This is a genomic window from Pseudomonas sp. S3E17 (assembly GCF_024168685.1).
In the GTDB taxonomy this organism is placed as follows: domain Bacteria; phylum Pseudomonadota; class Gammaproteobacteria; order Pseudomonadales; family Pseudomonadaceae; genus Aquipseudomonas; species Aquipseudomonas marginalis.
This window is the reverse complement of record NZ_JALJWE010000001.1, coordinates 6774445-6791093: the sequence shown is the minus strand read 5'-3', so window position 1 is coordinate 6791093 and position 16649 is coordinate 6774445. Positions and strand designations below refer to the sequence as shown.

14 protein-coding genes and 4 tRNA genes are annotated in these 16649 nt (G+C 60.2%); 8 read left to right on the top strand and 10 right to left on the bottom strand.

Features of this window, described 5'->3' with window-relative positions:
* Nucleotides 1-21: 21 nt before the first annotated feature.
* Complete coding sequence (locus tag J3D60_RS30960) at nucleotides 22-675, top strand: HAD family phosphatase (RefSeq protein ID WP_065939890.1); 654 nt, start codon at nucleotides 22-24, stop codon at nucleotides 673-675.
* Between the two features lie 96 nt (nucleotides 676-771).
* Here the strand turns inward: J3D60_RS30960 and J3D60_RS30955 are convergent, their stop codons facing one another.
* Nucleotides 772-1734, bottom strand: coding sequence for a zinc-binding dehydrogenase (locus J3D60_RS30955; protein WP_065939891.1), 963 nt, complete (start codon nucleotides 1732-1734; stop codon nucleotides 772-774).
* A 138-nt stretch (nucleotides 1735-1872) separates the two neighbouring features.
* Between J3D60_RS30955 and J3D60_RS30950 the strand changes: the two genes are divergently transcribed.
* Both J3D60_RS30950 and J3D60_RS30945 read left to right on the top strand, forming a co-directional pair.
* Nucleotides 1873-3954: a carboxy terminal-processing peptidase gene (locus J3D60_RS30950; RefSeq protein ID WP_169898467.1), complete on the top strand. Its 2082-nt coding sequence runs from the start codon at nucleotides 1873-1875 to the stop codon at nucleotides 3952-3954.
* 118 nt (nucleotides 3955-4072) lie between these two features.
* Nucleotides 4073-5842 carry a bifunctional diguanylate cyclase/phosphodiesterase gene (locus J3D60_RS30945; protein ID WP_065939992.1) on the top strand — a complete coding sequence of 590 codons (1770 nt, stop codon included), beginning with the start codon at nucleotides 4073-4075 and terminating at the stop codon, nucleotides 5840-5842.
* Here the strand turns inward: J3D60_RS30945 and J3D60_RS30940 are convergent.
* The 4 genes from J3D60_RS30940 to J3D60_RS30925 all read right to left on the bottom strand — a co-directional run bounded on the left by J3D60_RS30940 (nucleotide 5839) and on the right by J3D60_RS30925 (nucleotide 8141).
* Nucleotides 5839-6210, bottom strand: coding sequence for a hypothetical protein (locus tag J3D60_RS30940; protein WP_005786715.1), 372 nt, complete (start codon nucleotides 6208-6210; stop codon nucleotides 5839-5841). The two genes, J3D60_RS30945 and J3D60_RS30940, sit on opposite strands and share 4 nt — an antisense overlap.
* Complete coding sequence (locus J3D60_RS30935) at nucleotides 6207-6545, bottom strand: multiprotein-bridging factor 1 family protein (protein ID WP_253493896.1); 339 nt, start codon at nucleotides 6543-6545, stop codon at nucleotides 6207-6209. Before J3D60_RS30935 ends, J3D60_RS30940 begins: the two co-directional genes overlap by 4 nt.
* 93 nt (nucleotides 6546-6638) lie before the next feature.
* Nucleotides 6639-7097, bottom strand: a complete 459-nt coding sequence (locus J3D60_RS30930) for a YkvA family protein (protein WP_027607108.1) — start codon at nucleotides 7095-7097, stop codon at nucleotides 6639-6641.
* A gap of 312 nt (nucleotides 7098-7409) precedes the next feature.
* On the bottom strand, nucleotides 7410-8141 hold the full coding sequence (locus tag J3D60_RS30925) for an FKBP-type peptidyl-prolyl cis-trans isomerase (RefSeq protein WP_253493894.1): 732 nt from the start codon (nucleotides 8139-8141) through the stop codon (nucleotides 7410-7412).
* A 258-nt stretch (nucleotides 8142-8399) separates the two neighbouring features.
* On the opposite strand from J3D60_RS30925, the gene J3D60_RS30920 reads away from it, so the two are divergent.
* Complete coding sequence (locus J3D60_RS30920; RefSeq protein WP_253493888.1) at nucleotides 8400-10208, top strand: di-heme-cytochrome C peroxidase; 1809 nt, start codon at nucleotides 8400-8402, stop codon at nucleotides 10206-10208.
* Nucleotides 10205-11371, top strand: coding sequence for a catalase family protein (locus tag J3D60_RS30915; protein ID WP_253493887.1), 1167 nt, complete (start codon nucleotides 10205-10207; stop codon nucleotides 11369-11371). The genes J3D60_RS30920 and J3D60_RS30915 overlap by 4 nt, the downstream gene beginning before the upstream one ends.
* A 338-nt stretch (nucleotides 11372-11709) precedes the next feature.
* On the opposite strand, the gene J3D60_RS30910 is transcribed toward J3D60_RS30915, so the two are convergent.
* From J3D60_RS30910 to J3D60_RS30895, 4 genes are all read right to left on the bottom strand, one after another.
* Nucleotides 11710-11786, bottom strand: a tRNA-Asp gene (locus J3D60_RS30910).
* A 19-nt stretch (nucleotides 11787-11805) separates the two neighbouring features.
* Nucleotides 11806-11881, bottom strand: a tRNA-Val gene (locus J3D60_RS30905).
* Between the two features lie 176 nt (nucleotides 11882-12057).
* Nucleotides 12058-12134 (bottom strand) — tRNA-Asp (locus J3D60_RS30900).
* Between the two features lie 19 nt (nucleotides 12135-12153).
* A tRNA-Val gene (locus J3D60_RS30895) sits at nucleotides 12154-12229 on the bottom strand.
* Between the two features lie 159 nt (nucleotides 12230-12388).
* Here J3D60_RS30895 and rdgC point away from each other — a divergent pair.
* The 3 genes from rdgC (at nucleotide 12389) to sugE (ending at nucleotide 14782) form a co-directional block, all read left to right on the top strand.
* Entirely contained in the window at nucleotides 12389-13309 is a 921-nt protein-coding gene (gene rdgC, locus J3D60_RS30890; protein WP_065939896.1) for a recombination-associated protein RdgC, read from the top strand.
* An 85-nt stretch (nucleotides 13310-13394) separates the two neighbouring features.
* On the top strand, nucleotides 13395-14360 hold the full coding sequence (locus tag J3D60_RS30885; protein ID WP_115488137.1) for a bile acid:sodium symporter family protein: 966 nt from the start codon (nucleotides 13395-13397) through the stop codon (nucleotides 14358-14360).
* Nucleotides 14361-14467: 107 nt separating this feature from the next.
* Nucleotides 14468-14782, top strand: a complete 315-nt coding sequence (gene sugE, locus J3D60_RS30880; RefSeq protein ID WP_253493884.1) for a quaternary ammonium compound efflux SMR transporter SugE — start codon at nucleotides 14468-14470, stop codon at nucleotides 14780-14782.
* Nucleotides 14783-14858: 76 nt separating this feature from the next.
* Here sugE and J3D60_RS30875 read toward each other — a convergent pair whose 3' ends face one another.
* Entirely contained in the window at nucleotides 14859-16586 is a 1728-nt protein-coding gene (locus tag J3D60_RS30875) for a M91 family zinc metallopeptidase (RefSeq protein ID WP_253493881.1), read from the bottom strand.
* Nucleotides 16587-16649: the final 63 nt, after the last annotated feature.

Genomic DNA, 16649 nt, shown 5'->3' with positions numbered 1-16649 from the left:
AATCTTGAGAGAGCGTAACGGATGGCATTGGTAATTTTTGATTTGGACGACACCCTGATCCATGGCGACTGCGCCACCCTCTGGAGCGAACAGATGGGGCGCCTGGGCTGGGTCGACCCGGCGTCGTTCATGGACAGGAACAACGAGCTGATGGACGCCTACAGCCGAGGCGAGCTGGCCATGGAAGACTTCATGGACTTCAGCCTGGAACCGATGATCGGCCGCACCCCGGAGGAAATCGAGCATTTGGTGGAGCCATGGGTCGAGGATGTGATTGAACCGCTGATCTACAGCGACGCCACCAGGACCATCGCCCGCCACCGCGCCAACGGCGACCGGATCCTGGTGATCTCCGCCTCGGGTACGCACCTGGTGAAACCGATTGCGGCGCGTATCGGCATTGATGAGGTGCTGGGGATTGAACTGGAAGTAAGTCATGGCGTGTACAGCGGCCGTACCGTCGGTGTACTGACCTACCGCGAAGGCAAGATCACGCGTTTGCTGGAATGGTTGGAGCAGGAAGGTGAGACGCTGGACGGCGCGTATTTCTATTCGGATTCACGCAATGACTTACCGTTGCTGTTGAAGGTGGATCACCCGCAGGTGGTGAACCCGGATCCGGTATTGCGCGAGCATGCCGAGAAGGCCGGCTGGCCAATCCACCACTGGGTCTGACACCGCCTATCCCGACTTGAAATCCAATCAAATGTGGGAGGGGCAAGTCGAAGCGTCGCACCGCCCCTCCCACATCGACCCTATTCCAATCCGGGCTCAGGTCAGGCTTTCGTCAATCACCAACACCAGCTTCCCGGCAATCTGGTTAGTCGCCAGCTCCGCAAACGCCGCCTCGGCATCCTTGATCGGGAACGTCCTGGCCAATTGCGGGCTCAGGCGCCCTTCGGCAAACAACGGCCATACATGCTGGCTCAGGTCGCTGAACAGGTCGGCCTTGAACTGATCGTCACGGCTGCGCAGGGTCGAACCCAGCAGTTGCACACGCTTAGCCAGCACCTGGGCCAGATCCAGTTGCGCCTCGCGGCCGCCCATCAAGCCGATCAACACCCAGCGACCGTCCAGCGCCAGCAGCTTGAGGTCCAGCGCGGCGTAGTTGCCGCCGACCGGATCGAGGATTACATCGAATGGCCCGAAATCCCGCAGCCCTTCGATACCGTCAGTGCGTACTACGCCGCCCTGGGCGCCCAGGTCTTCACAGTAGGCCAGGCGCTGCGCCGAGCCGACGCTGACCCAGCACGGGCTGCCAAATGCCTTGCACAGCTGGATGGCCGCCGAGCCCACGCCACTGGCGCCGGCGTGCAGCAACACTTTCTCACCGGGCTTGAGGCCCGCCAGCTGGAACAGATTGAGCCACGCGGTGCTGTACACCTCCGGCAGCGCCGCCGCTTCGACCAGCGACAGACCTTCCGGTACCGGCAGCACATGACGTGCATCCACCACCACTTCTTCGGCCATGCCGCCACCGGCCAGCAACGCACAGACGCGATCGCCCACCTGCCAGGACGAACCCGGGCCCACTTCGCTGATCACCCCGGAACACTCCAGGCCCAGCACGGCACTGGCGCCAGGCGGTGGCGGATAGAGCCCCGCACGCTGCAATAAATCGGCGCGATTAAGGCCCGCAGCCGCCACGCGAATGCGAACTTGGCCTACATCACATGTAGGACTGGGTTCGTCCAACCACTCCACATGACCTTCAACGCCTTGCAATGCTTTCACAGTGCCTCCATAGTGAGTCTGGACTGAGCCCGTAGCAGTAGCGCCGGGCTTTTTGCATTATGCGACCGGCCCCTATGGAACCGGCAACTTCAAAGACGGCCTAATATGCGTTATCAATTGCCCCCGCGTCGAATCAGCATGAAGCATCTGTTCCCCAGCACCGCCCTCGCTCTTTTCATTGGTATCGGCTTCGCGTCGATGTCGACCAATACGCTCGCAGCCAACAGCTGGGACAACCTTCAGCCGGACCGCGATGAGGTGATTGCCAGCCTTAACGTCGTCGAGTTGCTCAAGCGTCATCACTACAGCAAGCCGCCGCTGGACGACGCCCGCTCGGTGATCATCTACGACAGCTACCTCAAGCTGCTGGATCCGTCGCGCAGCTACTTCCTGGCCAGCGATATCGCTGAGTTCGACAAGTGGAAGACACAGTTCGACGACTTCCTCAAGAGCGGCGACCTGCAGCCCGGCTTCACCATCTACAAGCGCTACCTGGATCGCGTGAAAGCGCGTCTGGACTTCGCCCTGGGTGAGTTGGACAAGGGTGTCGACAAGCTCGACTTCACCCAGAAGGAAACCCTTCTGGTGGACCGCAAGGACGCGCCTTGGCTGACCAGCACCGCCGCCCTCGACGACCTCTGGCGCAAACGCGTCAAGGACGAAGTGCTGCGACTGAAGATCGCCGGCAAAGAGCCCAAGGCCATCCAGGAACTGTTGACCAAGCGCTACAAGAATCAACTGGCGCGCCTGGACCAGACCCGCGCAGAAGATATCTTCCAGGCCTACATCAATACCTTCGCGATGTCCTACGATCCGCACACCAATTATCTGTCGCCAGATAACGCGGAAAACTTCGATATCAACATGAGTCTGTCCCTGGAAGGCATCGGTGCCGTCCTGCAAAGCGACAATGACCAGGTGAAGATCGTGCGTCTGGTGCCGGCCGGTCCGGCAGACAAGACCAAGCAGGTGGCGCCTGCCGACAAGATCATCGGTGTGGCCCAGGCCGACAAAGAGATGGTCGATGTGGTCGGCTGGCGCCTGGACGAAGTGGTCAAGCTGATCCGTGGGCCAAAAGGCAGCGTGGTGCGCCTGGAAGTGATTCCGCACACCAATGCACCGAACGACCAGACCAGCAAGATCGTGTCCATCACCCGTGAAGCGGTGAAGCTCGAAGACCAGGCCGTGCAGAAGAAAGTCCTCAACCTCAAGCAGGATGGCAAGGACTACAAGCTGGGCGTGATTGAAATCCCGGCCTTCTACCTGGACTTCAAGGCCTTCCGAGCCGGCGACCCGGACTACAAGTCCACCACCCGCGACGTGAAGAAAATCCTTACCGAGCTGCAGAAGGAAAAAGTCGACGGCGTGGTCATCGACCTGCGCAACAACGGCGGCGGCTCCCTGCAGGAAGCCACCGAGCTGACCAGCCTGTTTATCGACAAGGGCCCGACCGTGTTGGTACGCAACGCTGACGGCCGTGTCGACGTGCTCGAAGACGAGAACCCGGGTGCCTTCTACAAAGGCCCGATGGCGTTGCTGGTCAACCGTCTGTCGGCGTCGGCGTCGGAGATTTTCGCCGGTGCCATGCAGGACTACCACCGCGCGCTGATCATCGGCGGCCAGACCTTCGGCAAAGGCACCGTGCAGACCATCCAGCCGCTGAACCATGGCGAGCTCAAACTGACGCTGGCCAAGTTCTACCGGGTTTCCGGGCAGAGCACCCAGCATCAGGGCGTACTGCCGGACATCGATTTCCCGTCGATCATCGACACCAAGGAAATCGGCGAAAGCGCCCTGCCGGAAGCCATGCCGTGGGACACCATTCGTCCTGCGATCAAGCCGGCCTCGGACCCGTTCAAGCCGTTCCTCGCGCAGTTGAAGGCTGACCACGATACCCGCTCTGCCAAGGATGCCGAGTTTGTGTTCATCCGCGACAAGCTGGCCCTGGCCAAGAAGTTGATGGAAGAAAAAACCGTCAGCCTCAATGAAGTGGACCGTCGTGCACAGCACTCCGACATCGAAAACAAGCAACTTGCCTTGGAAAACATCCGCCGCAAGGCCAAGGGTGAAGAACCCCTCAAGGAGCTGAAGAAAGAAGACGAGGATGCGCTGCCGACCGAAGCGGATAAAACCAAGCCGGAAGACGACGCTTACCTGGCCGAGAGCGGCCGGATCCTGCTGGACTACCTGAAAATCACCAAACAGGTGGCCAAGCAGTAAATGATGGCGATTTAATGTGATCGCTCCTTGGAGTGTCATCATATAGACATCATTCTGTCGTGAAATGAAGGACCGTCGGCGTAACGCCCGCGGTCCTTTTTTTTCGATCGAGATCGCCATGACTATGACCGAACAGCTGAGTGCATTGGGCTCTATCCTGGCTCAAGGCAGTTTGCACAGCCTGTTCCAACCCATTATCTGTCTGTCGGAACGGCGCATCCTTGGCTACGAAGCCCTCAGCCGCGGCCCGTCGAACAGCCCGCTGCACTCCCCCATCGCGCTGTTCTCGGTGGCGCGCCACGCCGGACGCCTCAGCGAACTGGAAATGGCCTGCCGCGAAAGCGCCTGCCGCCGCTTCAGCGAGCAAAAGCTGCCGGGCAAGCTGTTCCTGAATGTCTCGCCGGAATCCTTGATGGAGACCGCTCATCAACCGGGCCGCACCCTGCAATTGCTGCGCGACTTCGGCATTCCGCCGAGCCAGGTGGTGATCGAACTCACCGAGCAGACCCCCACCGACGATTTCGACCTGCTGCAAACCGCCCTGCACCATTACCGCAACATGGGCTTTTCGATTGCTTTGGATGACTTGGGTGCCGGCTATTCCAGCCTGCGCTTGTGGTCGGAGCTGCGCCCGGATTACGTGAAGATCGACCGCCACTTTATCGACGGTATCCATCAGGATGCGCTCAAGCGTGAGTTTGTCGGCTCTATCCTGCAGATTGCCAGGGCCTCACGGGCCCAGGTAATCGCCGAGGGCATCGAATTGCCGGAAGAGCTGGCGGTATTGACCGAGATGGGCGTCGACCTGGTCCAGGGTTACCTGCTCTGCCGTCCACAGGAGCAGCCGCCACAGGAAGCGCGCCAGATGCTGCCCAAGCCCGACCAGGCCAATGTGGCCCTCAGCGAAGAGGCCGGCGACCTCAGCGCCCTGCTCAACGAACAACCGGCGGTCGATCAGGACACTGCGACCGCCCAGGTGCTGGAAGCCTTCCGCCGCCAGGCCAACCTTAACTCCCTGGCGGTTCTGGATGGGCGCGGCCACCCCGTGGGGATTGTGCACCGGCATTCGCTGTCGGATGCGCTGCTCAAGCCGTTTGCCACCGACCTGTTTGCACGCAAGCCCATCAGCCGGCTGATGAGTACGGATTTTCTGGCGGTGGAGTTGAGCCAGTCGCTGCAACAGGTCAGCCGCCTGCTGACCAGCCGCGCACGGCAACGTATCGAAGAAGATTTCATCATCACCCTCAATGGCGACTACCTGGGCCTGGGCCGGGTAATCGATGTACTCAAGCTGATCACCGAACTGAAAATCCAGCAGGCGCGCTATGCCAACCCGCTGACCCTGCTGCCCGGCAACGTGCCGATCCAGCAGTGCCTGACGCGGCTGTTGCAGCAACAGCGGGAGTCGGTGATCTGCTACGTGGATATCGACAGCTTCAAGCCGTTCAACGACATCTACGGCTACGGACGTGGGGATGAGGTGTTGCTGTGCCTGGCGCAGTGCCTGAACGACCGGGTCGATCCCAGCCGCGACTTTGTCGGGCATATCGGTGGCGATGACTTTCTGCTGGTATTGGGGCCACAGGATTGGCGCAAGCGGCTCAACCAGCTGCTGGACGATTTCCATACCCAGTGCCGGCGCTTCTACCGCGCCGAGCACCTCGACGCCGGCTGCTTCGTGGCACTGAACCGCCAGGGCGTACGCCAGGAGTTTGCGTTGCTGTCACTGTCGATCGGGGTGGTGCATTTGTATCCACAGGCCTGTGGACAACTCGATGCCAGCCAGTTGGCAGAGTTGGCCTCACAGGCCAAACACCATGCCAAGGACATGGCCGGCTACAGCATCCATGTGATCGACAGCATGGACATCCTGGCCCAGGCGCTTTAAGCCTCGGCAGACTCCGGATACTCGTATTCGAACACCCGCACCACTTCCGAGGCATGCCAGGAGGCGGCGGCCACGCCATCGGACGGCCCGCTGAAACGCCCCAGGCGCTCCACACATTCAAAGAACCCGGTACGCGGCAGGCGACTGGCGCCCTGGCTGATCACCAGGGAACTGCGCAACGGTTGCTCGGCCTTGGCGTCTAGCGCCGCCAGGTGCTCCAAGGCAGCGGCCAGGGTTTGCATCGCCGGCGTCGGAAACTGCAGGCGCTCCAACAGTGCCCGGTAGGTCAGCAGATGGCGCTGGCGGCGCGCCTGGTCCAGTTCGTTAAGTAACCCATCCCAATGTTGACGACTGATACGTAGGCTCAAGATTCATCCCTCCACCCTGTAACGCCCAATTCCCAGGCCAGGCTGCGGCGGATTGCGGCATCCGGCTGACGTTCACCACTTTCGATCAATCCGAGATACGAGGGGCTGATGCCCACGGTGCGGGCCAACGCTTCAATCGCCAGGCCCTTGGCTTCACGCAAGCCGCGCAGGTCTGCGAGCGGGCGCAAATCCTGGTCAGGTGCGGCTTGGGCAGTAGGAGAAGGCGTCGGTGAAGGCTGTTGCTGACCGGCGGCTTTTAGCAGCGCCTGGTACTGATCCCATGGCAACACCGCATACTCGGGTTCGCCATTGCGTGAAATTATCTGAATATCCATGACCGCCCCGTAGGATAACTGCACTTACTGAGTAAGCTCTTTCCTTAGGAGTGTAATCCTAACAGCCACAAAGGTCGCAGGGGGATAGCCACGTCATCCGTTTTTTTGCGGGTTTTCCTTGGCCAGCAATGCCGGGGTCGCAGGCAAGCGCTCAACCACCGCAAGTTTTTCCGGGCGCTGTGCGTCACGCCAGGCGCGAAACGCGCTCAGTTCGCCTTCCAGGGTCTTCATGACCCACGCCAGTACGGCGATGTCGTCGAGCATGCCGAACATGGGGATAAAGTCCGGGATCGCATCAATCGGGCTGAGGAAATACATCAACCCCGCCACCACAGAGATCAGCGCCTTTGGGCTGATGGCCCGGTACTCGCCACGCCAGTAGGCCAGGCACAGGGATTGAAGCAGTTTGAGATCATCCTTGAGCTTACCCAGGCGGTTGCCCTGGCTGGAGCCTTTGGCGGCGACAGCAAACAGCAGGGTCGGCAAACGTCCACGGCCCAGCAAGCGTGCAGCCATGGGCAGGAAACGGGTGAAATTGAAGGGTGGTTTCATCTGTCACTCCAGTTCCATCAAACAGAAAGGTTATCCACACAAATTGTGGATAACCTTGTGAACAGAGCCTGTTTTACCGGCTGAAAGCCACGGTCTACAAGGCTTCCAGTCAGATCGGGCGTTTTTTGCGCACATCAAAAAAACCCAAGAATTCATTGACTTGGCGCAGATGTGCCGATACCCGTACTCGAGTCTTACATCAGACTGTTACAGCGTACGGGCGTTCGATCGGATGTCTACAGGCACTGATTTTGAAAACCCCGGAAACAACAACGCCCCGTCAAGACGGGGCGTTGTGTGTTCAGGCGCCGATTACTTCTTGGCGGCAGGTACAGCAGGGGCTTCAGCCTTGGCTGGGTCCTTGATGGCCAGCAGTTCCAGGTCGAATACCAGCACCGAGTTGGCCGGGATTGCCGGGCTCGGGCTCTGGGCGCCGTAGGCCAGGTCGGACGGGATGTACAACTCGACCTTCTCGCCAACGTGCATCAGTTGCAGGCCTTCGACCCAACCAGGAATCACGCCGCTGACGGGCAGGTCAATCGGGCTGCCGCGATCCACGGAGCTGTCAAAGGTGGTGCCGTTGGTGAGCTTGCCGGTGTAGTGAACGGTCACCACGTCAGTCGGCTTAGGCTGTGGGCCGTCGGCTTTCTTGGTGATCTTGTACTGCAGGCCGGAAGCGGTGGTGACTACGCCGTCTTTCTTGGCGTTGTCTTCGAGGAATTTCTTGCCGGCGGCTGCCGACTCTTCGCTCATTTTGGTCATGCGTTCTTCAGCACGCTTCTGCAGTGCGGCAAACGCTTCAACCAGTTCGTCGTCTTTGAGCTTCTGCTCTTTCTTGCCGACGGCATCTTCGATGCCCTGGGCTACCGCTTTGGAATCCAGGTCATCCATGCCTTCCTGAGCAAGGCTTTTGCCCATGTTCAGGCCGATGCCGTAGGAAGCTTTCTGCGCCGGGGTTTTCAGCTCTACGCTGGTCTGCGAATCACAACCCGCAAGTACCAGGCTAACCAGGGCCACCGCCGCCGCCAACCGATGCTGTTTCATGCTATTTCCTTGTTCATGCGCCAAAAGGGCATTCGAATAAAGTCGCGAGCTTATCAGGCGGCCACGACCAATGGCTACCGGCATGTGAGCAGGAAACTTCCGATAAGTTCACGTGTTTAAAAGCATTTTCATTCATTATGGGAGCCCGCGACGGATCGCGGGACCGTCTCTCATCTGACTCATGGCCACTTGCCGCACCCGTGGCGTAGTGGCATAACAACGCGACCACTCGACAAGGCCGAGACAAGGATAGCCATCTTGCGCATTTTTTCCCGTGTTTTACTGCTGATACTCATCGCGCTGGGCCTGATCCTGGCCGTGGTGCTGTACTACACCGTCAACCCCAGGCTGCCCGACTACGTGCCGGTGGAGCAGGTGCACTACCAGGACCAATGGAGTGCCGCCGACCGCCAGACCTATTACTTCACGCCCCAGGGCACCCAAGTAAAAGGCCTGCACTACAACTGGTTCACCGCCCTGGAACTGCCGTTCTCCGAGCGGCGTTTTGCCACGCCGGAGTATCTGGCGCGCTTCGGTTTCCTGGTGGACCCCAAGCAGGTGCCCACTACGCAAAACCCCGGCAACCTGCCCGTGGGATTCGCCCGGCACAAAAACGCCGACAGTAACGTCGAATACCTGGATATTACCTGCGCCGCCTGCCATACCGGCGAATTGCACTTCAAGGGCCAGGCCCTGCGTATCGACGGCGGCTCGGCCCAACACGTACTGCCTTCCAGCGTACCCACCTTGCGCGGTGGCAGTTTCGGCCAGGCCCTGGTCGCCAGCCTCGCCGTCACCTACTACAACCCCTGGAAATTCGAGCGGTTTGCCCGCCAGGTGCTGGGGGATCGCTACGACGCCGAGCACAGCCAGTTGCGCGAGGACTTCAAACAGTCGCTGAACCAGTTCCTCAAGGTCGCCTGGAACGACACCCATCGCGGCCTCTACCCCACCGAAGAAGGCCCGGGCCGCACCGACGCCTTTGGCCGAATCGCCAATGCCAGCTTTGGCGATGCCATTTCGCCAGACAACTACCGCGTCGCCAATGCGCCGGTGGACTACCCGCAACTGTGGGACATCTGGACCTTCGACTGGGTGCAATGGAACGGTTCGGCCCAGCAACCCATGGCGCGCAATATCGGTGAAGCCCTCGGTGTAGGCGCGACATTGAGCTTTTTCGACGCCGCCGGCCAACCGCTTCAGGGCGATGCGCGCTACCCGTCGAGCGTCAGGGTGCGTGACCTCAACCGGATCGAAGAAACCCTGCAACGCCTCAAACCACCGACCTGGCCCGAGGATTTGTTCGGCCCCGTCGACAAGCCCCTCGCCGCCCAGGGCCGTGCGCTGTTCGCCGAGAACTGCGCCGGCTGCCATGTGCCGGCCGTCACCGAGGAACATGGCCGCCCGGTGCAGCAGCTGAAAATGCTGCCGGTGGAGTACATCGGCACCGACCCCGGTACCGCCAGCAACATTGCCGACCAGCGCTATGACCTCAGCGCCCTGCAGTGGGACCCGGCGGAACTGGCCAAGCTCAATGTCGAACTGCACCCCACCCCCACCGAGCCGCTGGACCTGAAGAAAATGTCCGTGGCCAAGGGCCTGGCCTACGTCACCGCCTTCGTCGAAGACCACGCCTACCGCGCCGCCGGCGTCACCCCGGCCGAGCGCCCGCGCCTGGATGGCTACGGCCTGCCCATTGGCGTGCGCGAGTTGCGTGCCTACAAGGCCCGCCCGCTGGCCGGTGTATGGGCGACCCCGCCGTTCCTGCACAACGGCTCGGTGCCGACGATCTACCAGTTGCTCTCGCCTCAGGATGAACGCAGCACCACCTTCTATAAAGGCACCTTCAACTATGACCCGCGTCACCTGGGCTTTGAGACCGCAGCGTTCAAGAATGCCTTCCTGTTCGATACCAAACTCACCGGCAACCACAACAGCGGCCACGAATTCCGTGCCGGCAAGCGTGGCAATGGCGTTATCGGCCGCAGCTTGCTGCCGCAGGAACGCTGGGCACTGCTGGAATACCTCAAAGTGCTGGGCGGCCCGCTGGAGCAACAACTGCCATGATGATCCGATCTCGATACGACCAACCTTCCCTGCTAGCCCGCCTGTGGCTGCGCCTTGGCCGGTTTCTCGGCAAGACCCTGCTGTGGCTTGTCGGCCTGGGCCTGCTCGGCTGGCTGGCGAGCACGGCCTGGTTTGCCTGGCAGCACAGCGGGCCGGTGTCGCCGGACGAGCAGATCCCTGCGGGTGAAGCGGCAATGACCCAGGGCATTATCCAGACCGCCGTGCGCATCGTTGACCAGCATCGCGAAGGCACGCGCTACCTGCGCGATGCCCACGCCAAGGCCCATGGTTGCGTGAAAGCCGAAGTCAGTGTGCTGGCCAATCTTGACCCGGCGTTGCGCCAGGGCGTATTTGCCGAACCAGGCAAGACCTGGCAGGCCATGATGCGCTTGTCCAACGGCAACGCCTACCCGCAGTTCGACAGCATCCGCGATGCCCGGGGCATGGCGCTCAAGCTGCTGGACGTGCCGGGTAAACAATTGCTCGCCGACCAGCAGGCCCGCACGGAACAGGACTTCGTGATGTTCAGCCACCCGAATTTCTTTGTCAGCGATGTGGCGGAGTACGCGCAGAACATCGGCGCCCAGGCGGATGGCAAGAAAGTCCTGGCGTTCTTCCCCAAGGCCGACCCGCGCAGCTGGCAGGTGCGTCACCTGTTTATCGCCCTGGCAACCCTGGCACCCGCACCAGCCAGCCCGACGCAGACCACCTATTTTTCGGTATCGCCCTACAAGTTCGGCGCGGCCAATGCCAAGTTCCGTGTGGCGCCCGACCCACAGAGCTGCCCGGAATACGCCCTGCCCAAGCAGAACCAGGACCTGCCGAACTTCCTGCGCAGCGCCTTGAGCCAGCAGCTGTCCACCGACCGCGTGCCGGCGTGTTTCGTGTTGCAGATCCAGCGGCAGAACCCGCAGAAATTCATGCCGATCGAAGACACCAGCATCGAGTGGAAGGAGAGCGATGCGCCCTACGAGAGCGTGGCCAAGGTGCGGATCCCGGCCCAGGACTTCGATACGCCCGAGCAGAACCTGGCGTGCGACAACCAGTCGTTCAACCCATGGTTTGGCATAGCCGAGCATCGGCCCATCGGTGGCATCAATCGCTTGCGCAAGGCGGTGTATGAAGCGGTCAGCGATTACCGCCACAGCCGCAACGCCCCGTAAAGAGTGCGTAACAATGGCCCCGGCGTCGTAAGGATTGCGTCGGGTCTATTGAGGCGCTTTCGCCGCAACTCTATCGTGGACGCCTACTCCATCACGTAGGAAGCCCATCGTGGAAAGCTCAACCCTAGGCATGATCGTCCTGACCATAATCGCCGTGTTCGGCACTGCGTCTTTTTGCTTCGAGCACTTGGCCACGCGCCAGCCACGCAAGAAAAAGGTCAGGTAGCGTCAGGGCGACAGCAAGGCGCAGAAAGGTCAAATCGCAGGCAAAAAAAAGCCCGCTCAATGAGCGGGCTTTCTGTGGTGACCTGGCGTTCAGTGGGCCAGGTGACCGAATATGGCGCAGCGGACGGGACTCGAACCCGCGACCCCCGGCGTGACAGGCCGGTATTCTAACCGACTGAACTACCGCTGCGCGTAACACGTGAAGCGAATGGTGGGTGATGACGGGATCGAACCGCCGACCCTCTGCTTGTAAGGCAGATGCTCTCCCAGCTGAGCTAATCACCCTTCGTTTCGGTGTGGGCGCATCATACACCAAAAAATCGTAATGTCTTGATTTAAATGCAATTTATTCAAAAAAAGTTTAGCGCACGATTTTTTGCCATATCCCGGACAGCAAAAAGCCCGCGATTAAGCGGGCTTTCTGTGGTGACCTGGCGTTCAGTGTTCCAGGCTACCGAATATGGCGCAGCGGACGGGACTCGAACCCGCGACCCCCGGCGTGACAGGCCGGTATTCTAACCGACTGAACTACCGCTGCGCGTAACACATGAAGCGAATGGTGGGTGATGACGGGATCGAACCGCCGACCCTCTGCTTGTAAGGCAGATGCTCTCCCAGCTGAGCTAATCACCCTTCGTCTCGGTGTGGCGCGCATTCTACGGAGCGACCTTATGTCTGGCAAGCACTTTCTTAAATCTTTTTTTTGAGGCCTTCCAATGGCTTAGGCAGGGTTGGCCTGGGGCGCTATCAAGAGAATAATGCCCCCCTTTGTATAGAGGAGAGACTCACCCCATGTGGTTCAAGAACCTGCTTATCTATCGCCTGACCCAAGATCTGCCTGTTGATGCCGAGGCGTTGGAAGCGGCCATGGCCACCAAACTGGCGCGCCCTTGTGCGAGCCAGGAGTTGACCACCTACGGTTTCGTCGCGCCTTTCGGTAAAGGCGAGGACGCTCCCCTGGTTCACGTCAGCGGTGACTTCCTGCTGATCGCCGCCCGCAAGGAAGAACGCATCCTGCCGGGCAGCGTGGTGCGTGACGCGCTGAAAGAGAAAGTCGAAGAGATCGAAGCCGAGCAAATGCGCAAGGTCTATAAAAAGGAACGCGACCAGATCAAGGATGAAATCATCCAGGCCTTCCTGCCCCGCGCCTTTATTCGTCGCTCGTCGACCTTTGCCGCCATCGCGCCGAAACAGGGCCTGATCCTGGTGAACTCGGCCAGCCCGAAACGCGCCGAAGACCTGCTCTCCACCCTGCGGGAAGTGATCGGCACCCTGCCGGTTCGCCCACTCACCGTGAAGACCGCGCCCACCGCCATCATGACCGACTGGGTCACCACTCAGAAACCGGCCGCTGACTTCTTCGTCCTCGACGAATGCGAACTGCGCGACACCCACGAAGACGGCGGCATTGTGCGTTGCAAGCGCCAGGACCTGACCGGCGAAGAAATCCAGTTGCACCTGACCACCGGCAAGGTCGTGACCCAGCTGTCCCTGGCCTGGCAGGACAAGCTGTCCTTCATGCTCGACGACAAGATGACCGTCAAGCGCCTGAAGTTCGAAGACCTGCTGCAAGACCAGGCGGAACAGGACGGTGGTGAAGAAGCCCTGGGTCAACTGGACGCCAGCTTCACGCTGATGATGCTGACCTTCGGTGACTTCCTGCCGGCGCTGATCGAAGCCCTTGGCGGCGAAGAAACCCCGCAAGGCATCTAAGCCGTGTGAAGATCAAATTGTGGGAGGGCCCCCTCCCACATTTGATCGCAGTTGCACTTCAAGCATCTAACAACAAGGACACCCCATGCGCGCACTCGCCGCCTTGAGCCGCTTCGTCGGCAATACCTTCGCCTACTGGGTGTTGATCTTCGCCGTCGTGGCTTTCCTCGAACCCAGCTGGTTCATCGGCCTGAAAAGCGCCATCGTCCCGCTGCTGGGCCTGGTGATGTTCGGCATGGGGCTGACCCTCAAACTTGAAGACTTCGCCGAAGTCGCTCGCCACCCGTGGCGCGTGGCCCTGGGTGTAGTCGCGCATTTCGTGATCATGCCGGGGGTGGCCTGGCTGCTGTGCCAGGCCTTTCACCTGCCGCCGGAAATTGCCGTCGGCGTGATCCTGGTTGGTTGCTGCCCAAGCGGCACCTCGTCCAACGTGATGACCTGGCTGGCCCGTGGCGACCTGGCGCTGTCGGTGGCCATCGCTGCCGTCACCACCCTCCTCGCCCCGCTGCTCACCCCGGCGCTGATCTGGCTGTTGGCCTCGGCCTGGTTGCCGGTGTCGTTCATGGAGTTGTTCTGGTCGATCCTGCAAGTGGTGCTGCTGCCGATCGTGCTCGGCGTGGTCGCGCAACGCCTGCTCGGCGAGCGGGTCCGCCATGCAGTGGATGTGCTGCCCCTGGTGTCGGTGGTCAGCATTGTGATCATCGTCGCCGCGGTAGTGGCGGCCAGCCAGGCGAAAATTGCCGAATCGGGCCTGCTGATCATGGCCGTGGTGATGCTGCACAACAGCTTCGGCTATTTGCTGGGCTACTTCACCGGCCGCTTGTTCAAGTTGCCACTGGCCCAACGCAAGTCGTTGGCGCTGGAAGTGGGCATGCAGAACTCAGGGCTGGGCGCCGCGTTGGCCAGCGCGCACTTTTCGCCGTTGGCGGCAGTGCCCAGTGCGTTGTTCAGTGTCTGGCACAATATTTCCGGGGCGTTGCTGTCGACGTATTTCCGCCGCATGAGCGAGAAGGAAGACCGCCGCGTACTGGAGAACACGCCGCAAACTTGATCGCATGATCAATATTCGGCACTCTACCGGGCTTCGCGGGGACGACCTCGCGACGCTGTCGAGGCGCACAATCCGGGGACGACCCCGCCTATGGAAGCGAGGTCATCATGTCCTGGATCATTCTGTTTTTTGCCGGTCTGTTCGAAGTCGGCTGGGCCGTCGGCCTGAAGTACACCGACGGTTTCAGCAAGCCACTGCCCACGGCCCTGACGATTGCCGCCATGGCCATCAGCCTCGGCCTGCTGGGGCTGGCCATGAAGGAACTGCCTCTGGGCACCGCCTACGCCATCTGGACCGGCGTGGGCGCGGTGGGCACCGTGATTGCCGGGATTGTCCTGTTCGGGGAGTCGATGGCGCTGTTCCGGTTGGCCAGTGTGGCGTTGATTATCGCCGGTCTCGTGGGCCTGAAAATCAGCACATAGCAACAGAAAGATGGGCGCAGTTGCCACTCTGCCCCATCCCCCCATTGACTATGACCGGCCGCCCTGAGGGGATGAATCACTCCAAGTAGCGCTGTCTCAAGGATAGACGGTACTCCGCAAGCAGCGCGTTTTCATTAAAGGGCCAAGGATTGTAGGAGGTAGCCCTGGCATATGGTCCGTTGAAGTGATAAGGCCTATGGTTGGTAGGAAGCCCTACCGCTTGGCGCTCGTGGTTAGATTCGTACACAGGTGTATAACCTTGATAGTGCGTAAACGTGCTACCTGATAGAAAAGTACCTTCGCCACCGTTGATTGCGTGCGCCAATTCATGTTGTAAAACAACGATCGGGGGCCGTTGGCTACCCGTGATGAAGTTAGGCTGATAGGTGACAACCGGGGTTTTCGCTGGGACTCCAGGAGTGCCGTTTATGATGTAGCCATTTGCAAGCCCCAAACGACGGATGTCATCGTCGCGCGCATTTGCCCTGCCCGGGTCCGTATAGTGGTAGAAACTGCCATCGAAGCCTTCCCGGATCGTGACAGGTGCATCGAGTGAGTCGATCTTTGCAAGCACCCCTTGCCCTACCGGCGAGCTTCTCATGGACTCCAGGTCATCGTTCACACGTTGCATGAACCGCTCAGAACCCGAAACCCTGATACCCGTGCGACCGACATTTAGAGGGGCCACGTCATTGAAACCTTTTAATGAGCGCAGTTGACTCAGGTCGTCAAAATCGCGCTGCCCATATACCGTATCCTCTGAGTTATATGTCTGAACCGTGTCACTCCCTCGCCCAGTGTAAATAACACTGCTATCGCCTCCGAATATGTAGTCATCACCCGGCCCGCCATGCAAAATGTTGTGCCCCCTGCCGCCCGAAATGTAATCGTTACCCTCGCCGCCATCCAGGTAATTGACTTTGCTAGTCGAGCCGCCCCCCGCACGCAACTCATCACTGCCCCTGCCACCGTAGATCACCGCGTTGCCACTGCCCCCCGTTATAAAATCATTCCCGTCATTGCCCTCCGCGTAGCTCGAGCCACTGCCCAGGTTGATAACGTCAGAGCCGTCTCCCCCGTACACACTCGTCCTGCCCGCCCCGGCATAAACAGTGTCGTCACCCGCACCGGCATTGATGATGGTTTCCTGGTGGCCTCCGTAATCGATTCTGACGCCATCGTTTCCATTGCCAGTATCAATCAAGACACGTTGCTGATTGCGAGGGTCTTCACGGAAAGGAATCGCATACGAGCGTCCATTCACATGCGCGAGAAGTCCACCGTCCTGCCCTCGTTCAATATTGACGTTGTCATCCCCTGGCCCAGTAGTGATTCTCAGGGTTTCCTTGGCCGAACCAGAACCAGGCGAGCCCTTGCTGTCGTATTGGATGCGTACATTACCGTCATCGAACTGAGGTGTATTGACAGGGGTCGGTGCAGGAGCGCCAAAATCAACCGTGCCTCGACTGCCAGTGGCCGCCTTGCGAACCTCTTCACGACTCGGGGCACTCTGGAAATATGGACTGCCCTGCAAGGCATCAGACTGCCTTGCGTGCCGCTGGAGGTCATTATCTCCTCCATAGGTAATCGGCACCTTCTCGACAGGGCCGCCCCCTCCTCCGGCTCCGGAAGACTCGGTGATGGTGTTGTACATAAATGGCACGTTGGCCGTGTAAGGTGCTGCGCGGGCGGCCTGTTTCGCCGGATCACTGGCGTCTCGATAGGCAGCGTTGCTTTTCTCATCGTCGCTGGAACCAGACGATTGATGCGAAACAGGCGATGAGGGTGCAGTAGAAGAACTCATACGGAACCTCCAACAACACGTCATGGGTGTACGACAAATAAGTGGCGTGGACGGCTGAAAGCG